This window comes from Bradyrhizobium sp. USDA 4532, assembly GCF_024171315.1.
In the GTDB taxonomy this organism is placed as follows: Bacteria; Pseudomonadota; Alphaproteobacteria; order Rhizobiales; family Xanthobacteraceae; genus Bradyrhizobium; species Bradyrhizobium australafricanum.
Genome location: NZ_JALJZN010000001.1, coordinates 4,415,037 through 4,433,670 on the forward strand (window position 1 = coordinate 4,415,037; position 18,634 = coordinate 4,433,670).

The window sequence follows — 18,634 nt, forward strand, 5'->3', positions numbered from 1 at the left end:
GCGCAACACCCGGCTCCATCTGAGCGGGCCTTTCGTGCGCCGCCCCCACTCACAACTGGTGATACCAGTCGGGCTATCCAGCTTCGCACATCTAACGGGTGAGCAGTATCTCAACCGCGCAAGGGAGCCGAATCGCAAGCGGCGCCAGACCTTGTTCGAGCAGAAAACGGAGCTCGTTGCGCGACAGCGTGTCCGGATCGACGATCGCATAGTGGGCGCCACCCGAGCGCTTGATAATCTGCCGCGCATAGCCGCGCAACAGCTGGTCGTTAAAGCGACAACCGATGAAGAGAAAGGCCCGTCCGCTCCGCCTTTCCTTGATGATGTCCGGAATTGGCGTCTGAATGTCGATCTCGGTCAAGGCCTCGACATAGTCAGCATCGGAGATCAGGAAGTTGTTGGCTGGATGCACGCTGCCATGCGGCTTATAGAGCACTGTCGCCCAGCTACCGGCCACGGCACTGTCGACCTCTTGGCCAGAGAAATCATAGAAGCGGTACCAACGATTCTCGCCAATGCCGGCACGGGTAATGCCCTGAACTTCACCCCAGCCCTCGCGCTTGCCCAGCGCGGCGCGCATTGCGCCGTCGTACCATGCATCGACGATGACGGGAAGCGACAGGGACGCGAAATGATGATGTAACGGCGTCGGCTCCGCTGACCGAGCGAAGGCCTGCACCATCAATGTCGTCAGCGTAGAGCGATGTTTGCTGACCTCGATATGCTGCGCCGATGCCCATGCATTGCCTTTGGCCCGCCGAGGCAGTGCAACCTTGCTGGCGAAGAAGTCGGACAGCGCCTCGGGCGAGGTCGGCACATCGGATCTGGACAGTTCGGTGAGGCCAGGACCGAGATAGGGCACCACGCGCGCAGCCCTTAGCCCGGCAGCGATGTCGACGAGAATGGTCCTAGCCTCAGCTGCATCGACCAAGTCGATCCGCCGAGTCCCCTTCACTGACCCTCTCCGTCCGCTCCTCGTTTTTTGGCGTCGATTGTGATTGGTAATTTTGTATCGCTCGCCATCTTGGGCAAATCGAGTACCCAACCGTTGGCTATTTTGATCCACCCACCCCAGAGCGTCTCATACTCGGACTCAACGATCGGCTCCTCGAGATCTTTCTTTGGTACGTAGATCGACAGGCCTGCCTCTGGAGACCGGCGGATCATGATTTTCACATTGAACTCCTTGACTGTGAACCATGGCTGGCCAAGCGGGCCGACTCCCGCGAAGCGGCGCGCAGGCGAGCCACGATGTCAGACACGGCGCACACGACCTCGTCGACCTCTGCAAATGAGGTTTCTCGCGATAGCGAGAAGCGCACCGCGCCACGCATGCTCCACGCCGGCACCTGCATGGCCCGCAAGACATGCGATGGCTCCATTGAGCCCGCGTTACAGGCTGATCCGAGCGACACAGCAATGCCGGCCCGATTGAGATGATGGGCGATCGCTTCGCCTTCGAGATGGTCGAAGGCAATATTGGTCGTGTTCGCCAGCCGGTTACTGATATCGCCGAGCGCAATGCACTGACCAATGTGCAGTATCCCCTGCTCCAGGCGGTCGCGCAACGCAGCAATGCGAACGCGCTCCGGTTCAAGCCGCTCCGCCGCGAGCTCTGCAGCCTTTCCAAGGCCGACGATTGCGGGAATATTCTCCGTTCCGCCGCGGCGCCGTCGTTCCTGGGATCCGCCCCAGATCAGCGGCCGGAAACTTGTCCCTTTGCGCAGATATAGCGCGCCGATGCCTTTGGGACCATGCAGTTTGTGCGCGGATAGCGACAGCATGTCGATCGCACTATCCTTAAGGTCTACGCGCATCTTGCCGACGACCTGGACCGCATCGGTGTGAAACAGCGCGCCCGCCTCATGGGTCAACCCTGCAAGAAACTCTACAGGAAATATCGTACCGGTCTCGTTATTGGCCCACATAACGGAGGCAATCGCTGTCCTTGGTCCGAGCGCACTGCGAAACGCCTCGATATCGAGCCGGCCGCGGGAATCTACCGGTACGACATGCGTCTTGACTCCGCTTGCCGCCAATTGCTCGGCTACGGCGAGAACGGCAGAGTGCTCGACTGAGGTGGTGACGATCTCGTCGCGGCCTTCCTGGGTCGCAAGCGCAGAGAGAATCGCGGCATTGTTGGCCTCGGTCCCTCCCGAGGTGAAAACGATCTCACGATCGTATGCGCAGCCTAGCAACCCCCGTAAGCTACTCCGGGCCTGCTTCATGGCGACTGCGACTTCGCCGCCAAAGACATGCGTGGATGACGCGTTGCCGAATTGCTCTGTGAAGAACGGCAACATGGCTTGCACGACGGATGGATCGGTCCGGGTCGTTGCATTATTGTCGAGGTAAATCGGCACTTGAATCCCGCTCAATCCAGTGCCTGGCCGACAGCTGCAATCGGGACGAGACGAACGCATTCGCCGATTTTGTCGACCAGCCTCGTCTGAATGCGGTCCAGCGTCAGTCTAGGACGCTTATAGAACGCGGATGCGCCGTTCAGACTGGCGATGGTCCTGTGGCTATTGGTCCCGATGAGCCGACAGTCGCCACGATCGCCAAGCGGATCCGCTCGCATCTGTCCGATTGCGTCACGAATGCGAAGCGCTCTCGCAGCCGACGATTGCCATACTTCTTCCGGTTCGGCCAGCATGCTGCGATGTTTCCTCTTCATCAGCTGAACGATTTGCCGCAGGAGCAGCTCGCGGCGGCGTTCGGGTTTTGAAAGATGAATCCGGAGCTATCCGGCGCCAGGACGAAATCAATGGTCGTGCCGATCAGATGCTCATGGCTCTTGCTGTCGACAAATACCTTCAGACCGGCGCATTCGATCACGGTGTCACCAAGCGTCGGCACCTCGGCCAAGCCCATCTTGTATTTGAACCCACTGCAGCCGCCTGCTTCGACCATAATGCGCAGGCCGCCGGTTGGGTGCATTGATGATGCCATCGCGCCTTTGATGGCACTCACTGCGCTATCTGTCAGGTTGATCACGGCTTACCCTCTCATGAGCTTAGGTCTGCCCGACAATGGCAAGTCATGTGCCAGCGTGCACAAGCTTGATCCCGCTTACTTTTTTTGATCGCATCTGTCGGCCTCAGCGCCGGTGTCGAGTTCGTGACAACGCTGCCCGGGACGATCGCCTCTCGCATACGCGTTTTGTTTCGCGGCACGGGTGGAGGTCGTTACAGAGGCGGCGGCAAGCAATTTGCATCGCATCTGGCATCGGCCAGCGCGCCGGTGGAAAGCTCAAATCGAGGACGAATTTAATGACTGCAATCGAGAACACCGCACTCGGTCGACTTGAAAAGGAGGGCCGCCTGCTCAATGCTGTACTGAAGGGCTTGACGACTAAGCCGGGCCGGTTTGGCTTTCGCGGCGACATAGCACTCAAATTTCAGACTCAAGTCGCGGACGAGAAGCGGCCGCCGGACTATTCGATCGAACAGGTTCTGACGGTCGCGCAGGACGGAGAACGTACTATCCCGGTGCTGGCCGGCTACCTGCACTCCTTCGCCTATCTTGCCGACGTCGCGGCCGTGCTTGACGGTGCGTTGAGCCAAAAGGGCAGTTATTTCATGTTCTGTAACAACGTCGATTTGCTGGCGAAGTACCACATCAAGCTCGGTGGCATTACCTTCCACGTCCTGCCGTGCGATGAATCCACTGTTTGGAAGGAGATGATGGACCTGGTCGGGCTCAACAAGGACGACCTCAAGAAGCTGGATGCGGGCGGCAAGCTTGATTACCTCCTCGATGCGGCGAAGGCTCTCGATCTGTCCTACGACGAGATCTCCTACGAAGACGGGCTGGAGAGGATGGAGCCGGTAAAAAACCGCAACGAGAACCGGCCGGTCTGAGCGCGGAACGTCATTCGTTCCGGGACGCATCGTCTTCGACAAGACGCACGCCGACGACACAGATATCGCCATCCAGCACTGTCAAGGCGATCGGCGTGAGCGTTCTGCCCTTACACGGACCATCGACGCACAGCCCGGTTCCGAGCTCGAAGGTGGATCCGTGTTTGCCGCACATCAGCCGGATGCCGTATGGATCGAGGAACTCGTTTCGTTCCCAGTCCAAAGCAACGCCGTTGTGCGGGCATCTATTGAGATAGCCAAGCACCTTCTTACCCCAGCGCACCACAACGATGGACCACGGCCGGTGATTGCCGTCATGATCGAGGACCATAAGGTGGAATCCCATGGCCTTGCGGCTCGGAATGTCGTTAAAACCACAAATCGCGTAAATAGCATCTACCTGCATTTATTGCTCGTCTATCCCAAGGGCTCTGCACTGTTCCTGTGCCTTGTGCTTGCAAGAACCATAGGACTGCTGCTCGGCTTCCTCCTAGCCCGACGCACAGCCTTAGCGCTGCCGCACGACTTGACCGGCTAGCAGAATCGCAAGCGCGTGCGCGACTCGCTGCTCCTGGCGCAGCGATCCATTCCGCCTCTCGGCGTACGCGCATTGGCGCTCTCGGGCGTCTCTATAAAGCTGATGTTCTATTTTACCGATAATTTCGTCCATTTGCTGGACGAGCCCGACAAGACGCTTCATCGTATGCTGGAACGTCCGTTTCGTCGCACACCCGATCGGGGCACCTCGCGCTAGCCGTCGCAAAACGATTTTCACGATCGCCAACTTCGCAACCGCCTAAGTGATACCGGATTCAACGGAAGTACTGATTTCGTGAGCGCAATCGGTTCTCGCATTTGCCTCAGATTGCCGCTCAAAAAGCCGGACTAAAGCAGGTCCTCTCCCAAACCGTACCAAAGCCCCGCTGGCTCGGCGCCGCAGGCCCTCCGGCACGTATGACACAAGGCCGGCTCAGCTCCACCAACCAACTCGCGAACCGGTATCTGGCAAGCATAAGGGAGCGCGACGTGGCGCACGCCCCCTTCAAGGCTACGACTTCTGCTCGTGCGCGAGCTATGGCGAAAAACCGATCAGTTCCGCCGCACTCCGATTATTCCGAATCGTCTTCAACAGCCATTCGTCGAAGTTCGCGCTCCAAGTAAAACGAAGGGTCATCGTCAGATGAATTCGTCTCAACGCTCTCTTGACGACCGCTGCGGGCCTCTTCGACTTTGGAAAGATATTTTGTAGGCTTGTCTACTCGCTGCCACTTGTCGTTCTCGTTCTTCGTCCACACTTCGGGATGCTGGTGAGGGTCGAGCACCCAGTGATTTTGAGCCACGTGAACAAAACCCATTTCAGCCAGACGGGGCTCCATCCCCGGTCGGGCAGGACGTGACAATACCAATGGATGATCGCCGTCCAATCGCAATTGATGCTCGAGCAGGATATCGCCTGCGTTTTCGACAAGCGGGTGAGTAACGCGTAGATCTACGACGGACGTGATATCGTTACGCCCGAACTGTTCTCGAAACCGGTCTCCCTTGATCCGGACCGGGCCGCCCACTGCTAGCAGGCCGACACTTTCGTTACCCAGTTGATAGCTGAAGAACCGCGCGGGTCTATTCGGGTCATGGTAAGTGTTGGCATAGGCTCCAGCGACAGTTGCAGCCCACTCAGCTTTCTTCGAGACAAACTCGGGGTACTCTTCTTGTGGGTCGTCTGCGATGTCCATGATATCGCGACGCAAGTATCTCTCCACGAGATCCATGAAGTCGTCTTGTTCGTGGATTTCGATAATGGGTGGATCGGAACTCAGAGAGAATGGCGCCGCGGCCCCCGACGACGACCCACCTCGCTCCATGCGCGCAACTGTTTCCGCAAAACGGGGGCTATCTCCCGCCTCGCTCGAATCATCAGCCTGATTAGCGCTTGTGGACTGGCTGGATGAGCCAACGATTCTGCCATACATCCGGATCGTTCTCCTATCGGCGAATTGCACGCAATCGAGCTCGTGCCGCGCAAGCTCTGCCGATGAGGATACAATCTCTAGCTGACCACAAGCTTACCGCGCCACCGGCCCACTACGGGGGCGGCAAGGCATCCGCCGGAAGACAGACAACGACTCGGCTGCCTTAAGGCTCAACTGGATAGGTGAACCGCGTGTCCCTTGTCGCGGACAGGCGATCAACGACGTGCCGCTCGACGTTGTTGCTCTCAACCAACTAAAATACCCAATCAATCATTTCCAAGTCACTTGGTCTCGGAGGTTTGAGCACGATGGCCTGATCAAAGCGGCGAGCTCACTAATCACGTGCGCGTCATCCGCAGGCGGCGCATGTGAGTGCACTATCCTCTGCTGCGGCTGGACGGGGCGGTCTTCGCTCACGCGACTTCAGCTCCGACGGAGGTGTGGATCTGGCAATTGGCCGGGCACACCCTTGCGCAGGCGCCGCAGCCGATGCAGGCGCCCTGATCATTTAGAACCATGATCTTCTTTTCGATCTCATCGTCCGCGTCATCGTCTAGATCGACAAGCTCGCCCTCTTCGCTGATTCCCTTCAAAGTCATGACATCTCGACCGCACACCTTGAAACAGCGGCCACAACCGATGCACTTCTTGTCATCGATCGATGTCAAGTATTCCGGTATCCACTCGCGGCCATCGCGCGCTGCAAATGACATAAGTCAGTCCCTCTGGTTATTTTTCCAGCGCCTTCAAATCATGGCTCTTGCGCTCGAGTTCGGCATAGGCATCGTACGCCTTCTGCGCCACCGTCATGATCGATCCCCAGTTGACAGGCAATTCCTCCGACAGGTCGTGCAAATCCATTTTGGCTTGCAGCGCTTTTCCTGACAGCTTCTTCAGTTCTGCTTTCAATGCGTCACGATCACTCATGAGCGCCCTCAATAGTTCGCCACGTCCGGAAATCTGCGAACCATCTCGATTCCGTCGTTGACATATTTGTCGCCTTCCTGTGCAAGCTTTACGAGATTAACGAAGCCAAAACGATGCACATCGCGTAGCTGCTTGTTAACGGCGATCAGACGGCCTGCGATCAACACCACGCGGCCGAAGCCTTCATGATGCAGCTTCATAATGGGCTGGATCATCACGCCGGTGACCCTCTCGATCGAGATCGCGACCGCGTCGAAGAACAACTCAAGCCGCCACAGCGTGTCGGGATCGGGATCGCCGACAATCGGCAGGGCGCGCCGCTTCTCCTTATCCAAGATATAGGGTTCGAGCAGGTCGAGATCGCTCTTCTTCGTCCAGGCGCCGTTGGCATCCTGAGCGCGCCAAATCTTGATCAACTCCATGAGGAACGGTGTGTCGATGCCGCTACCCTGCCGCACTATTTCTTCGGTCATCTCACCTCATTCGTCGAACTCAAACGCGCGGCGCTGGTCCTTGGCCATGGCCTTGCGCAGCCAGGGAGGTGGCGTTCCCTTCAGTACGTCCTGAAGCTTTTCAAGCAGCACTAGGATACTTTCCGGCTTGTTCACCTTGATAGGATGGATCTTGTTGGCCACCACCCGCGCGGCAGCAGCACCACCGATGGCGGCGACGTACAAAATTGCGCAATCTTTGATTGCCTCGATCTTCGGCGCCAACTTATCGTCGTTGCCGTCTTCCTTGAGATCGCCCTCGAACTCAATTGCTTTAAGAAAGACGTGCCCGCCCGGCGTGACATCATAGATTGCGATGTTCTTTGCCCATCCAAAATGTGCATCGACCCGTCTGAGATCTTGCGTAGCGAAGGCGACCTTCATGCAATCGACCTCTCAGCTGTGCCAGGCGAGCTGTGGTCGGCTCGTCGTGGTAGTGCGGCCGGAGCCCGCCAGCTATCGGGCGTTGGCTGATGGCTCTCCTCGCGGTCAGCAATCACGAGATTGGCGATATCGAAGATCATATCGCGCGTACCACGGTAGCCGACGGATAGCTGGTGTCCTGCTCCAAGCCGATCGAACATCGGAAAACCCGCGCGATAGAACGGGATTTTCAGCCGAGCCGCCGCTTGCCTGCCATGCGAATGCGTGACCAGTAGGTCGCATTGCTTGGTTCCGGCGAGTTCTTCGAGGTCCTCGAGGTCGCCAATGAGGACCTCCTCGGCCTTGACTCGCTCAATAACGACCGACTGCGTCGTTGTCACTGCTGCGGTCACCTGCGCACCCATGTCATGCAGCATACTGGATAGGTCGAACAGGAGGTCTGGCTCGGCGGCGATCGCAACTCTGCGACCACCAATATGGAAGTGCGCGTCCAGCATTGCATCGGTGAGCTGGCCACGCTGACGCCGATATTTCACCGGTACGGGCCGGCCGCTGATCTCGCTCAAAAAGGTGATAAATTCGTCGTTGGGATCGAGACCGCAAAGCCGTTCGAACAGGCGAAATGGCACGCCGGCCTTGGCCTGCAGGACCTCCGCCGCGCGTCGCATCTGTGCGCCAATTGCGATCGTCCATTGAGCGCGTCCCATGCTCGCAATTTCGTCGATGCCGATGCCGCCTATGGTTGTCGGCGTAAACTCATCGGGGATATGCCCATCAAGCGAGCCTGCCAGATCAGGCAAAAAGGACGGCCGCAACCCGAAATCCTCCAGGATGGCCCGGAGTTCGTCTAGATCACCGGGAGTAAGGTGGCATCCTGGAAGAACATTCACCTTGGACGGGTCGCGCAGTCCACTTACGCCCGGCCCCTCGACCAACGCCTCCACAATGCGCGCCACAGCCTTCTCCCAGCCGTCCTGGAACGCTCCCTTGAAATCTGGTGTCGAGACATAGACCAGCGGCAATTTTGCAAGTTGCGGATGCTTGTCCCGGATCAGCTTGAGGTAGGCATCGACATCGTCGCCATTGGTCTCTGTAACCCCGGTCGAGCAGATCCCCACGATCTTTGGCTTGGCTCGGCTGTGGATATTGAGTATCGCCTGCTCGAGATTCTCGTAGCCACCGAGCACGGTGGCGACCTCGCTCATAGCGGTGGTTTGCAGCGGCACTGCTTCCTTGAAATGGCGCACGAAGAGCGTGAGCCCGAAGGATGTACAGCCTTGCGAACCATGCAGAAGCGGCATAGCCCCACGCAACCCCATAAAGGCGAAGGCTCCGCCGATCGGCTGGCTCATCTTCAGCGGATTGACCGCACAAGATTTAGTAGACGCTTTGACGAGGGCCATAACAGGTCCTTATTCTGCGGCCTGTGGCAGGGCAGATGGTGAGGCCGCCAAGATTCCCTCGATGCGTCTGTTGCAGCAGCCGCCGACCGCATTGGTGTGCTCTCTGACAGCTTCCACGCTGATCAAGCCATGCGCGGTGATTGCATCCTCGATTGTTCCGAGATCGACCTTGTTGCAGCAGCAGATCTCCTTGGCTCGGCGCGCCGTTTCGCCGAGCGCAGGATCGCAAGCGATCTCGGCCAGCGGTGATCGCATCTGCACCATCGCCTTCGCCAAGACCTGCCATGGCGCAGGTCGACGCAGCTGCTCCCACATCGGATTGGAGAGCGACTTGTCGATCTCCTCCACCAATTTGACCATTCCAAGATAGCCCAGATAGGCATGGCACCGCTCCTGGTTGATATCGATCCAAGGCATCGCCGCCTTCAGTGCGACAAACTGCGATTTGCCGCCCGACAGCATGATGTCCGCTTCCGCTTCTTTCAACATTCTGTACATTTCGCGCGGCGTCATCTCCTCGATCATGTGGGCATCCTGCCCCATCAGCTCCTTGATGCGTTCCTTGTCCTCCCTGGTCGATTTCTTCACGCTGGTTCCGACCAATTCGAGACCGGCTTCCTGCAGTGCCGCCACGACCGACCATGACTTGACGCCGCCGGTAATCAACAAGACCTTCTTGCCTTTGAATCGTGGCTTGTACGGTTCGATGGCAGCCCAGGCGCGCGTTTCCTCGCGCGCGATCACCGCATCAGTGCGCCCGAGCAACTCTTCGGGGGCGCCGCGCTCGACCAATAAGCGGGCGATCTGGCGAAGCGAATCACTCGAATCCTGGATACCGTAGAACGACCCCTCGAAGAACGGGATCCCGTAGCGTTCCTTCATTTTGCGTGCGACGTTGATCATAGATTTTGAGCAGACCAACATCGCCGCCCGCGCACGATGAGAAGAAGCGACCTCGCGATACTTTCCGTCTCCAGAGATGCAGGAGAGAATCCGGACTCCGAGCTCGTCCAGCAATGGCTTCACTTGCCAGAGCTCTCCTGAAAGGTTGTATTCTCCGATCAGGTTGATGTCGTACGGCGTTGTGTAGTCCGGCTCCTGCGTTCCGATGACATGTTCGAGCAGAGCCTCGCCGGCGAGCTTGTTACCCAGGTTCTTGGAGCCAACGAACCCCGGGGAATTGACCGGGATAACTGGTTTTCCGAACCTTTGAGACGCAGCCTTGCAAACCGCATCGATATCGTCGCCGATCATCGCCGGGATGCAAGTCTGATAGACGAAGATCGCGGGAGGGTCCCACTTATTGATGATTTCTGTGATTGCCTTGCACAGCCGCTGCTCGCCTCCGAATACGATATCGGTTTCGTTCAGATCGGTTGTGAATGCGGTCCGCCACAGATTTGAGCCAGACGACGCCGAGCCGCGATTGTCCCAAGAGTTGCCTTCGCACGCAATCGGACCGTGCACCAAGTGAGCGACATCGGTAAACGGCTGCAGCGCGATCTTGGCACCGTCGAAGGCGCAGCCGCCCGCAGCACTGCCCGGCTGCGGTTGCCTGGTGCAGCCCTTCCTGCGATCAGCCTTCGACTTACTGCCATTCTTGGCGCAGCCCGGCTCGTCGAAGATATTCTGGACCGTGGCCGCTAGCGAACTCATCCGCTTTCCCCTCAGCAAACTAATTGAAGGATTAACCGCCGTGCGTTTGTGCCATCGCCGGGTTTGGCGATGGCACGCGCACCGTTCGTCATCAGCGAATGATGTCGAAGCTGTAGTCGGTTTTGCCAAGAAGGTTGGTCTTCTTGTCGATTTCGTCGAAGATCTTGTCGAGGATCTTGACCAGCACATTCAGGCCACCCTGATAACCCCAAACGGGCGAGCGGTGATGGTGATGCCGATCAAAGACTGGAAAGCCAATTCGGATCAGTGGCGTTCCAGTGTCGCGCTCGAGGTACTTGCCGTACGTGTTGCCAATCAGAAAATCGACCGGCTCGGTAAATAGGAGCGAGCGCATGTGCCAGAGGTCCCGCCCAGGGTAGACTTGGCAGCCCTGCCCAAACGGCGAGCTTGCAAGCAGCGCCGCCATTTTTGTCTGCCATGCCTTGTTGCCGTTGGTGGAAAGCACATGGGTTGGCTCGGCGCCCAGTTCGAGCAGAAAGGCAGCTACCCCGTAGCAGAGATCCGGATCACCATAGATCGCGAACTTCTTGCCATGGATATGCGCACTGGAATCGGCGATGGCATCGACCAAGCGGCCACGCTCTCGTGCGAGTTGCTCCGGAATGTCCTTGCCGCCGATCCGCGATAACGCCACCAGCAAGTCATCAGTTGCGGATATGCCAATCGGGTAGTTGAAGGACACGACATCCTGCCCATGCTCGGCCACGAATTGCAACGTTTTCTCCGTACACCACTCCTGCATGGAGATTGTCGCCTTGGCGTGAACGGCGTTGGCCGCGTCTTCCAGCGTGGTGCCACCGTCATACATCCGGAACTCGCCATCTGTCGGGGTGTCGAAGACTTCGGAGTTGTCGGCGAGTATGGTGTGCTGGATTCCCATCAGTTCCAGGATGCGCTTGATCTCGCGAAGGTTTCCGACGGTATAGCCATCGAAACCGCCGATGATGTTGATGGCCTGGTTCGGCCTGCGCTCCAGCTTCGGCACCGTTCCAGCCTTGCCGTCCCAAAAATGCTCCAAGATGCCCTTGAGCGCGTTGTCGTAGCCGGTGACGTGGCTGCCGACGAAGGCGGGCGTGTGGGCGAATGGCACGTCGAACTCCGCCGGAACCGAGCCCTTCTCCTTGGACGTCTTGATGAAGGCGTTCAGGTCATCGCCGATCACCTCAGCCATGCAGGTCGTGGAGACCGCAATCATCTTAGGTTTGTACATGTTGTAGCTGTTGGCGAGCCCGTCGATCATGTTGTTCAGGCCACCGAATACAGCAGCGTCCTCCGTCATCGACGAAGAGACGCAGGAGCTCGGCTCTTTGAAGTGTCGCGACAGATGGCTGCGATAATAGGCCACGCAGCCTTGCGAGCCGTGAACGAAGGGCAGCGTGCCTTCAAAGCCGACGGAGGCGAATACGGCGCCAAGCGGCTGGCAGGCCTTGGCCGGGTTTATCGTTAGCGCCTCCCGCGCAAAATTCTTCTCGCGGTACTCCGGCGTTTTCGTCCATTCCTTGACACGCTCGACTTCGGCGGGCTCGCGGGGATCCTCGAACATCTTCTTCTTGTCCAGCATCTGCTGGTATTCTGGACCGCGGAACAGTTCGAGATGATCGAGCACGTGCTCGGCACTTTGCGCCATTATTAGGATCCTTTTACTATCGAAATTGACCGCCCCGCTCTCCGCTGAGAGCGAGACTTGTTGCCCTATTCTGCAGCCAAGAGCTTGGCCCTCGGCGTTTCCTTCCAGGGCGCCTTCGTCTTTTTCCAGATTGGCGAGTTGACAGCCATGTCCATGTCGCGCGCGAAGATCGCAAAACCGTCATAGCCGTGGTATGGACCCGAATAGTCCCAGGAATGCATCTGCCGGAACGGCACACCCATCTTCTGGAACACGTATTTTTCCTTGATGCCCGAGCCGATGAGGTCAGGCTGGAGCTTTTCGACGAAGCGCTCGAACTCGTAGCCATTGACGTCGTCATAGATCAGCGTGCTGTCCTTTACGTAGTTCTGAGCGGTGCGCTGATAATCGTCGTTGTGGCCAAACTCGTATCCGGTGCCCACGACTTCCATCCCGAGGTCTTCGTAGGCGCCAATCACATGACGCGGACGAAGCCCGCCGACATACAGCATGACCGTTCGGCCCTCCAGGCGCGGGCGATACTTCGCAACCACCGCGTTCACCAGCGGCTGGTACTTTTCAATCACCCGCTCGGCCCCTTCCTTGATCTTGTCGTCGAAATAGGCCGCAATCTTCCGCAGCGATTCTGCGATCTTTGAAGGTCCGAAGAAGTTGTATTCGCACCAGGGGATGCCGAATTTCTCTTCCATGTGACGGGAGATGTAGTTCATTGAACGGTAGCAATGCAGAAGGTTGAGCTTGGCTTTCGGAGTTGCCTCGAGTTCAGCGAGTGAACCGTCCCCGGACCACTGCGCGATCACCCGCAGGCCCATTTCCTCCAGCAGAATTCGCGATGACCAGGCATCGCCGCCGATATTGTAGTCGCCGATGATCGCAACATCGTAAGGCGTCGACTCGAACTTTGGTGCGCCGTCGGGCTCGAGCTTGTCGAAGATCCAGTCACGTACCGCGTCGTTGGCAATGTGGTGACCTAGTGACTGCGACACGCCACGAAAACCCTCGCAGCGGACCGGCACGATGGTCTTGCCTCCATACTCCTTGGATTTAGTTCTTGAGACAGCCTCGATATCGTCGCCGATCAGTCCGATCGGGCATTCCGATTGGATGGTGATGCCGTTGTTGAGAGGAAACAGCTCCTGGATTTCGTCAAGAACTTTGACCAGCTTCTTGTCACCACCGAATACGATATCCTTTTCCTGGAAGTCGGAGGTGAATTGCAGGGTCACGAAGCTATCGATCCCCGTCGTACCAACGTAATAGTTGCGGCGCGATCCCCACGAATACTGACCACAGCCAACAGGACCATGGCTGATATGGACCATGTCCTTGATCGGTCCCCAAACCACGCCCTTGGATCCCGCATAGGCGCAGCCTCGGATCGTCATCACGCCGGGTATGGATTTGATGTTGGACTTCACCCCGCAGTCGGACTTGCCGGCCTGGTGAACGTTGAGGTGCTTGGCACGCCTTTTCGCGGTTTTCTCCGGATAGACTTTCAGCACCTCCTCGATCAGCTGTTTGTTGCGAGCCCTGATATCTGCGATACTCTGGGTCGTGGCGAGACTCATCTGATGTCCTCAAGGTTAGCTGTTGCAAGAGCGGCTTCTGACCAGGACTTTTGCAACCAGCATGCCAGCGCCTCGTGAACACAAAACCCATAACGATTAACGGCAGTTAGCGCGTCTCGCGCGGGGGGCAACGCCGTTGTTGCGAACGCGACATCGCGCTTTGCTCGCAGACTTCTTGGTTTGACCTGTTCGAAATGGAACAAGGGCGAGCTATGCGCGAAATGGCCCCGCTCAGCTGTCAGCGCGTGTTTTCGTTCTAGACGTGAACCCATCTGTGGACGCCCCGCCAGATGCAAGCGGTATTTTGAAGAAGATTGGCACGTGGTCGGATGCTGCCATCTGTCCGGCCTCTGGTGCAGCGATGGAGCTGCGGGCCCGTATGGGAGTTCGCGGACCGGAACCAAATCATAAATGCGTGCTCTGGGCACGATGGGTACATCTGGTTCTTCCGGCCCCGTCTCGCCGACTGTTGCGCCATACCCTCCTTCGACCGACTGCACCTGCGACGACCTCAGGCCCGCCAGGCTCACGCCTTGGCTGCGACCGGAGCCCTGTAGTTCTCCTGCTTGACAAGCAGCGCCCAGACGATCCGCGCCATCTTGTTGGCGAGCGCGACGGTGACCAGCATGCGCGGTTTGCGAGCCAGCATCTGTTCGAGCCACGACCCCTTTGGTGCGCCGCGTTTGCTTGCCTGCTGCACAACGGCGCTGCTGCCGATGATGAGTAGGCGCCTGAGCGTGCGTTCGCCCATCTTGGATGTCGCGCCGAGCTTCTGCTTGCCGCCCGTCGATCTTTGAAGGGGCGTGAGACCGAGCCAGGCCGCGAAGTCACGCCCTTTGGCAAAAGTCTCGGCCGGCGGTGCTAGGGCGGCGATCGCGGTGGCGGAGATCGGGCCGATGCCGGGAACGGTCATCAGCCTGCGCGATACTTCGTCCTCGCGAGCGCGTCGCGCGATCTCCTTGTCGAGATCCGCGATCTTGCCATTGAGGCCGGCGAGAAGGTCTAACATCAATCGGAACATGGTGTGGGCCGCTTCGGGAAGCGAGCTGGCCATCGCTTCTTCCTCGATCAGGTCGGCAAGCGTCGCCACATGCGACGGACCCTTGGGTGCAATCCATCTGTGGACGCCCCGCCAGATGCAAGCGGTATTTTGAAGAAGATTGGCACGTGGTCGGATGCTGCCATCTGTCCGGCCTCTGGTGCAGCGATGGAGCTGCGGGCCCGTATGGGAGTTCGCGGACCGGAACCAAATCATAAATGCGTGCTCTGGGCACGATGGGTACATCTGGTTCTTCCGGCCCCGTCTCGCCGACTGTTGCGCCATACCCTCCTTCGACCGACTGCACCTGCGACGACCTCAGGCCCGCCAGGCTCACGCCTTGGCTGCGACCGGAGCCCTGTAGTTCTCCTGCTTGACAAGCAGCGCCCAGACGATCCGCGCCATCTTGTTGGCGAGCGCGACGGTGACCAGCATGCGCGGTTTGCGAGCCAGCATCTGTTCGAGCCACGACCCCTTTGGTGCGCCGCGTTTGCTTGCCTGCTGCACAACGGCGCTGCTGCCGATGATGAGTAGGCGCCTGAGCGTGCGTTCGCCCATCTTGGATGTCGCGCCGAGCTTCTGCTTGCCGCCCGTCGATCTTTGAAGGGGCGTGAGACCGAGCCAGGCCGCGAAGTCACGCCCTTTGGCAAAAGTCTCGGCCGGCGGTGCTAGGGCGGCGATCGCGGTGGCGGAGATCGGGCCGATGCCGGGAACGGTCATCAGCCTGCGCGATACTTCGTCCTCGCGAGCGCGTCGCGCGATCTCCTTGTCGAGATCCGCGATCTTGCCATTGAGGCCGGCGAGAAGGTCTAACATCAATCGGAACATGGTGTGGGCCGCTTCGGGAAGCGAGCTGGCCATCGCTTCTTCCTCGATCAGGTCGGCAAGCGTCGCCACATGCGACGGACCCTTGGGTGCAATCCATCTGTGGACGCCCCGCCAGATGCAAGCGGTATTTTGAAGAAGATTGGCACGTGGTCGGATGCTGCCATCTGTCCGGCCTCTGGTGCAGCGATGGAGCTGCGGGCCCGTATGGGAGTTCGCGGACCGGAACCAAATCATAAATGCGTGCTCTGGGCACGATGGGTACATCTGGTTCTTCCGGCCCCGTCTCGCCGACTGTTGCGCCATACCCTCCTTCGACCGACTGCACCTGCGACGACCTCAGGCCCGCCAGGCTCACGCCTTGGCTGCGACCGGAGCCCTGTAGTTCTCCTGCTTGACAAGCAGCGCCCAGACGATCCGCGCCATCTTGTTGGCGAGCGCGACGGTGACCAGCATGCGCGGTTTGCGAGCCAGCATCTGTTCGAGCCACGACCCCTTTGGTGCGCCGCGTTTGCTTGCCTGCTGCACAACGGCGCTGCTGCCGATGATGAGTAGGCGCCTGAGCGTGCGTTCGCCCATCTTGGATGTCGCGCCGAGCTTCTGCTTGCCGCCCGTCGATCTTTGAAGGGGCGTGAGACCGAGCCAGGCCGCGAAGTCACGCCCTTTGGCAAAAGTCTCGGCCGGCGGTGCTAGGGCGGCGATCGCGGTGGCGGAGATCGGGCCGATGCCGGGAACGGTCATCAGCCTGCGCGATACTTCGTCCTCGCGAGCGCGTCGCGCGATCTCCTTGTCGAGATCCGCGATCTTGCCATTGAGGCCGGCGAGAAGGTCTAACATCAATCGGAACATGGTGTGGGCCGCTTCGGGAAGCGAGCTGGCCATCGCTTCTTCCTCGATCAGGTCGGCAAGCGTCGCCACATGCGACGGACCCTTGGGTGCAATCCATCTGTGGACGCCCCGCCAGATGCAAGCGGTATTTTGAAGAAGATTGGCACGTGGTCGGATGCTGCCATCTGTCCGGCCTCTGGTGCAGCGATGGAGCTGCGGGCCCGTATGGGAGTTCGCGGACCGGAACCAAATCATAAATGCGTGCTCTGGGCACGATGGGTACATCTGGTTCTTCCGGCCCCGTCTCGCCGACTGTTGCGCCATACCCTCCTTCGACCGACTGCACCTGCGACGACCTCAGGCCCGCCAGGCTCACGCCTTGGCTGCGACCGGAGCCCTGTAGTTCTCCTGCTTGACAAGCAGCGCCCAGACGATCCGCGCCATCTTGTTGGCGAGCGCGACGGTGACCAGCATGCGCGGTTTGCGAGCCAGCATCTGTTCGAGCCACGACCCCTTTGGTGCGCCGCGTTTGCTTGCCTGCTGCACAACGGCGCTGCTGCCGATGATGAGTAGGCGCCTGAGCGTGCGTTCGCCCATCTTGGATGTCGCGCCGAGCTTCTGCTTGCCGCCCGTCGATCTTTGAAGGGGCGTGAGACCGAGCCAGGCCGCGAAGTCACGCCCTTTGGCAAAAGTCTCGGCCGGCGGTGCTAGGGCGGCGATCGCGGTGGCGGAGATCGGGCCGATGCCGGGAACGGTCATCAGCCTGCGCGATACTTCGTCCTCGCGAGCGCGTCGCGCGATCTCCTTGTCGAGATCCGCGATCTTGCCATTGAGGCCGGCGAGAAGGTCTAACATCAATCGGAACATGGTGTGGGCCGCTTCGGGAAGCGAGCTGGCCATCGCTTCTTCCTCGATCAGGTCGGCAAGCGTCGCCACATGCGACGGACCCTTGGGTGCAATCCATCTGTGGACGCCCCGCCAGATGCAAGCGGTATTTTGAAGAAGATTGGCACGTGGTCGGATGCTGCCATCTGTCCGGCCTCTGGTGCAGCGATGGAGCTGCGGGCCCGTATGGGAGTTCGCGGACCGGAACCAAATCATAAATGCGTGCTCTGGGCACGATGGGTACATCTGGTTCTTCCGGCCCCGTCTCGCCGACTGTTGCGCCATACCCTCCTTCGACCGACTGCACCTGCGACGACCTCAGGCCCGCCAGGCTCACGCCTTGGCTGCGACCGGAGCCCTGTAGTTCTCCTGCTTGACAAGCAGCGCCCAGACGATCCGCGCCATCTTGTTGGCGAGCGCGACGGTGACCAGCATGCGCGGTTTGCGAGCCAGCATCTGTTCGAGCCACGACCCCTTTGGTGCGCCGCGTTTGCTTGCCTGCTGCACAACGGCGCTGCTGCCGATGATGAGTAGGCGCCTGAGCGTGCGTTCGCCCATCTTGGATGTCGCGCCGAGCTTCTGCTTGCCGCCCGTCGATCTTTGAAGGGGCGTGAGACCGAGCCAGGCCGCGAAGTCACGCCCTTTGGCAAAAGTCTCGGCCGGCGGTGCTAGGGCGGCGATCGCGGTGGCGGAGATCGGGCCGATGCCGGGAACGGTCATCAGCCTGCGCGATACTTCGTCCTCGCGAGCGCGTCGCGCGATCTCCTTGTCGAGATCCGCGATCTTGCCATTGAGGCCGGCGAGAAGGTCTAACATCAATCGGAACATGGTGTGGGCCGCTTCGGGAAGCGAGCTGGCCATCGCTTCTTCCTCGATCAGGTCGGCAAGCGTCGCCACATGCGACGGACCCTTGGGTGCAATCCATCTGTGGACGCCCCGCCAGATGCAAGCGGTATTTTGAAGAAGATTGGCACGTGGTCGGATGCTGCCATCTGTCCGGCCTCTGGTGCAGCGATGGAGCTGCGGGCCCGTATGGGAGTTCGCGGACCGGAACCAAATCATAAATGCGTGCTCTGGGCACGATGGGTACATCTGGTTCTTCCGGCCCCGTCTCGCCGACTGTTGCGCCATACCCTCCTTCGACCGA

The 18,634-nt window shown here is 59.2% G+C and carries 22 protein-coding genes; 2 read left to right on the forward strand and 20 right to left on the reverse strand.

Annotation, left to right across the window (positions count from 1 at the left end; all coding sequences use genetic code 11):
- Positions 1-91: 91 nt before the first annotated feature.
- From J2R76_RS20150 to J2R76_RS20170, 5 genes are read right to left on the reverse strand one after another with little or no spacing between them, the layout of a single operon-like run.
- Positions 92-937 carry an SIR2 family protein gene (locus J2R76_RS20150; protein WP_253626055.1) on the reverse strand — a complete coding sequence of 282 codons (846 nt, stop codon included), beginning with the start codon at positions 935-937 and terminating at the stop codon, positions 92-94.
- Between the two features lie 14 nt (positions 938-951).
- Positions 952-1,176 carry a putative nitrogen fixation protein NifT gene (gene nifT / locus J2R76_RS20155; protein ID WP_253624742.1) on the reverse strand — a complete coding sequence of 75 codons (225 nt, stop codon included), beginning with the start codon at positions 1,174-1,176 and terminating at the stop codon, positions 952-954.
- Positions 1,173-2,423: a cysteine desulfurase NifS gene (gene nifS / locus J2R76_RS20160; RefSeq protein ID WP_375166518.1), complete on the reverse strand. Its 1,251-nt coding sequence runs from the start codon at positions 2,421-2,423 to the stop codon at positions 1,173-1,175. The genes nifT and nifS overlap by 4 nt, the downstream gene beginning before the upstream one ends.
- Entirely contained in the window at positions 2,375-2,656 is a 282-nt protein-coding gene (locus J2R76_RS20165; RefSeq protein ID WP_253624744.1) for a hypothetical protein, read from the reverse strand. The genes nifS and J2R76_RS20165 overlap by 49 nt, the downstream gene beginning before the upstream one ends.
- A gap of 20 nt (positions 2,657-2,676) precedes the next feature.
- Complete coding sequence (locus J2R76_RS20170; RefSeq protein WP_253624745.1) at positions 2,677-2,997, reverse strand: iron-sulfur cluster assembly accessory protein; 321 nt, start codon at positions 2,995-2,997, stop codon at positions 2,677-2,679.
- 275 nt (positions 2,998-3,272) lie between these two features.
- Here J2R76_RS20170 and J2R76_RS20175 point away from each other — a divergent pair, with 275 nt between their 5' ends.
- Entirely contained in the window at positions 3,273-3,863 is a 591-nt protein-coding gene (locus J2R76_RS20175) for a hypothetical protein (RefSeq protein WP_253624746.1), read from the forward strand.
- Between the two features lie 10 nt (positions 3,864-3,873).
- Here the strand turns inward: J2R76_RS20175 and J2R76_RS20180 are convergent, their stop codons facing one another.
- Positions 3,874-4,269, reverse strand: a complete 396-nt coding sequence (locus J2R76_RS20180; RefSeq protein WP_253624747.1) for a Rieske 2Fe-2S domain-containing protein — start codon at positions 4,267-4,269, stop codon at positions 3,874-3,876.
- Between the two features lie 147 nt (positions 4,270-4,416).
- Here J2R76_RS20180 and J2R76_RS20185 point away from each other — a divergent pair, with 147 nt between their 5' ends.
- Positions 4,417-4,617, forward strand: coding sequence for a hypothetical protein (locus J2R76_RS20185; protein ID WP_253624748.1), 201 nt, complete (start codon positions 4,417-4,419; stop codon positions 4,615-4,617).
- A gap of 355 nt (positions 4,618-4,972) precedes the next feature.
- Here J2R76_RS20185 and J2R76_RS20190 read toward each other — a convergent pair whose 3' ends face one another.
- The 14 genes from J2R76_RS20190 to J2R76_RS20255 all read right to left on the reverse strand — a co-directional run bounded on the left by J2R76_RS20190 (position 4,973) and on the right by J2R76_RS20255 (position 18,618).
- Positions 4,973-5,833, reverse strand: a complete 861-nt coding sequence (locus tag J2R76_RS20190) for a host specificity protein (protein ID WP_253624749.1) — start codon at positions 5,831-5,833, stop codon at positions 4,973-4,975.
- A gap of 413 nt (positions 5,834-6,246) precedes the next feature.
- On the reverse strand, positions 6,247-6,546 hold the full coding sequence (gene fdxB / locus J2R76_RS20195) for a ferredoxin III, nif-specific (RefSeq protein ID WP_253624750.1): 300 nt from the start codon (positions 6,544-6,546) through the stop codon (positions 6,247-6,249).
- A gap of 16 nt (positions 6,547-6,562) precedes the next feature.
- A complete protein-coding gene (locus J2R76_RS20200; protein ID WP_253624752.1) occupies positions 6,563-6,760 on the reverse strand; it encodes a CCE_0567 family metalloprotein in 198 nt (65 codons plus the stop codon).
- Between the two features lie 8 nt (positions 6,761-6,768).
- Positions 6,769-7,233 carry a NifX-associated nitrogen fixation protein gene (locus J2R76_RS20205; protein WP_253624753.1) on the reverse strand — a complete coding sequence of 155 codons (465 nt, stop codon included), beginning with the start codon at positions 7,231-7,233 and terminating at the stop codon, positions 6,769-6,771.
- Between the two features lie 6 nt (positions 7,234-7,239).
- A complete protein-coding gene (nifX, locus tag J2R76_RS20210; protein WP_253624754.1) occupies positions 7,240-7,635 on the reverse strand; it encodes a nitrogen fixation protein NifX in 396 nt (131 codons plus the stop codon).
- Entirely contained in the window at positions 7,632-9,038 is a 1,407-nt protein-coding gene (nifN, locus tag J2R76_RS20215) for a nitrogenase iron-molybdenum cofactor biosynthesis protein NifN (protein WP_253624755.1), read from the reverse strand. The genes nifX and nifN overlap by 4 nt, the downstream gene beginning before the upstream one ends.
- A 9-nt stretch (positions 9,039-9,047) precedes the next feature.
- Positions 9,048-10,694: a nitrogenase iron-molybdenum cofactor biosynthesis protein NifE gene (nifE, locus tag J2R76_RS20220; protein ID WP_253624756.1), complete on the reverse strand. Its 1,647-nt coding sequence runs from the start codon at positions 10,692-10,694 to the stop codon at positions 9,048-9,050.
- Positions 10,695-10,785: 91 nt separating this feature from the next.
- A complete protein-coding gene (gene nifK, locus J2R76_RS20225) occupies positions 10,786-12,342 on the reverse strand; it encodes a nitrogenase molybdenum-iron protein subunit beta (protein ID WP_253624757.1) in 1,557 nt (518 codons plus the stop codon).
- Between the two features lie 65 nt (positions 12,343-12,407).
- A complete protein-coding gene (nifD, locus tag J2R76_RS20230; protein WP_253624759.1) occupies positions 12,408-13,910 on the reverse strand; it encodes a nitrogenase molybdenum-iron protein alpha chain in 1,503 nt (500 codons plus the stop codon).
- Positions 13,911-14,436: 526 nt separating this feature from the next.
- A complete protein-coding gene (locus J2R76_RS20235; protein WP_375166519.1) occupies positions 14,437-15,234 on the reverse strand; it encodes an IS110 family transposase in 798 nt (265 codons plus the stop codon).
- A 48-nt stretch (positions 15,235-15,282) separates the two neighbouring features.
- Positions 15,283-16,080: an IS110 family transposase gene (locus tag J2R76_RS20240; protein WP_375166519.1), complete on the reverse strand. Its 798-nt coding sequence runs from the start codon at positions 16,078-16,080 to the stop codon at positions 15,283-15,285.
- 48 nt (positions 16,081-16,128) lie between these two features.
- Positions 16,129-16,926, reverse strand: coding sequence for an IS110 family transposase (locus tag J2R76_RS20245; RefSeq protein WP_375166519.1), 798 nt, complete (start codon positions 16,924-16,926; stop codon positions 16,129-16,131).
- Positions 16,927-16,974: 48 nt separating this feature from the next.
- Complete coding sequence (locus J2R76_RS20250; protein WP_375166519.1) at positions 16,975-17,772, reverse strand: IS110 family transposase; 798 nt, start codon at positions 17,770-17,772, stop codon at positions 16,975-16,977.
- A 48-nt stretch (positions 17,773-17,820) separates the two neighbouring features.
- On the reverse strand, positions 17,821-18,618 hold the full coding sequence (locus J2R76_RS20255; RefSeq protein WP_375166519.1) for an IS110 family transposase: 798 nt from the start codon (positions 18,616-18,618) through the stop codon (positions 17,821-17,823).
- Positions 18,619-18,634: the final 16 nt, after the last annotated feature.

Coding starts and splice junctions, on each gene's coding strand:
- nifS (WP_375166518.1), bottom strand. CDS start 2,423: ATGCGTTCGTCTCGTCCCGATTGCAGCTGTCGGCCAGGCACTGGATTG.
- J2R76_RS20165 (WP_253624744.1), bottom strand. CDS start 2,656: ATGCTGGCCGAACCGGAAGAAGTATGGCAATCGTCGGCTGCGAGAGCG.
- J2R76_RS20175 (WP_253624746.1), top strand. CDS start 3,273: ATGACTGCAATCGAGAACACCGCACTCGGTCGACTTGAAAAGGAGGGC.
- J2R76_RS20180 (WP_253624747.1), bottom strand. CDS start 4,269: ATGCAGGTAGATGCTATTTACGCGATTTGTGGTTTTAACGACATTCCG.
- J2R76_RS20190 (WP_253624749.1), bottom strand. CDS start 5,833: ATGTATGGCAGAATCGTTGGCTCATCCAGCCAGTCCACAAGCGCTAAT.
- fdxB (WP_253624750.1), bottom strand. CDS start 6,546: ATGTCATTTGCAGCGCGCGATGGCCGCGAGTGGATACCGGAATACTTG.
- J2R76_RS20200 (WP_253624752.1), bottom strand. CDS start 6,760: ATGAGTGATCGTGACGCATTGAAAGCAGAACTGAAGAAGCTGTCAGGA.
- J2R76_RS20205 (WP_253624753.1), bottom strand. CDS start 7,233: ATGACCGAAGAAATAGTGCGGCAGGGTAGCGGCATCGACACACCGTTC.
- nifX (WP_253624754.1), bottom strand. CDS start 7,635: ATGAAGGTCGCCTTCGCTACGCAAGATCTCAGACGGGTCGATGCACAT.
- nifN (WP_253624755.1), bottom strand. CDS start 9,038: ATGGCCCTCGTCAAAGCGTCTACTAAATCTTGTGCGGTCAATCCGCTG.
- nifE (WP_253624756.1), bottom strand. CDS start 10,694: ATGAGTTCGCTAGCGGCCACGGTCCAGAATATCTTCGACGAGCCGGGC.
- nifK (WP_253624757.1), bottom strand. CDS start 12,342: ATGGCGCAAAGTGCCGAGCACGTGCTCGATCATCTCGAACTGTTCCGC.
- nifD (WP_253624759.1), bottom strand. CDS start 13,910: ATGAGTCTCGCCACGACCCAGAGTATCGCAGATATCAGGGCTCGCAAC.
- J2R76_RS20235 (WP_375166519.1), bottom strand. CDS start 15,234: ATGGCGCAACAGTCGGCGAGACGGGGCCGGAAGAACCAGATGTACCCA.
- J2R76_RS20240 (WP_375166519.1), bottom strand. CDS start 16,080: ATGGCGCAACAGTCGGCGAGACGGGGCCGGAAGAACCAGATGTACCCA.
- J2R76_RS20245 (WP_375166519.1), bottom strand. CDS start 16,926: ATGGCGCAACAGTCGGCGAGACGGGGCCGGAAGAACCAGATGTACCCA.
- J2R76_RS20250 (WP_375166519.1), bottom strand. CDS start 17,772: ATGGCGCAACAGTCGGCGAGACGGGGCCGGAAGAACCAGATGTACCCA.
- J2R76_RS20255 (WP_375166519.1), bottom strand. CDS start 18,618: ATGGCGCAACAGTCGGCGAGACGGGGCCGGAAGAACCAGATGTACCCA.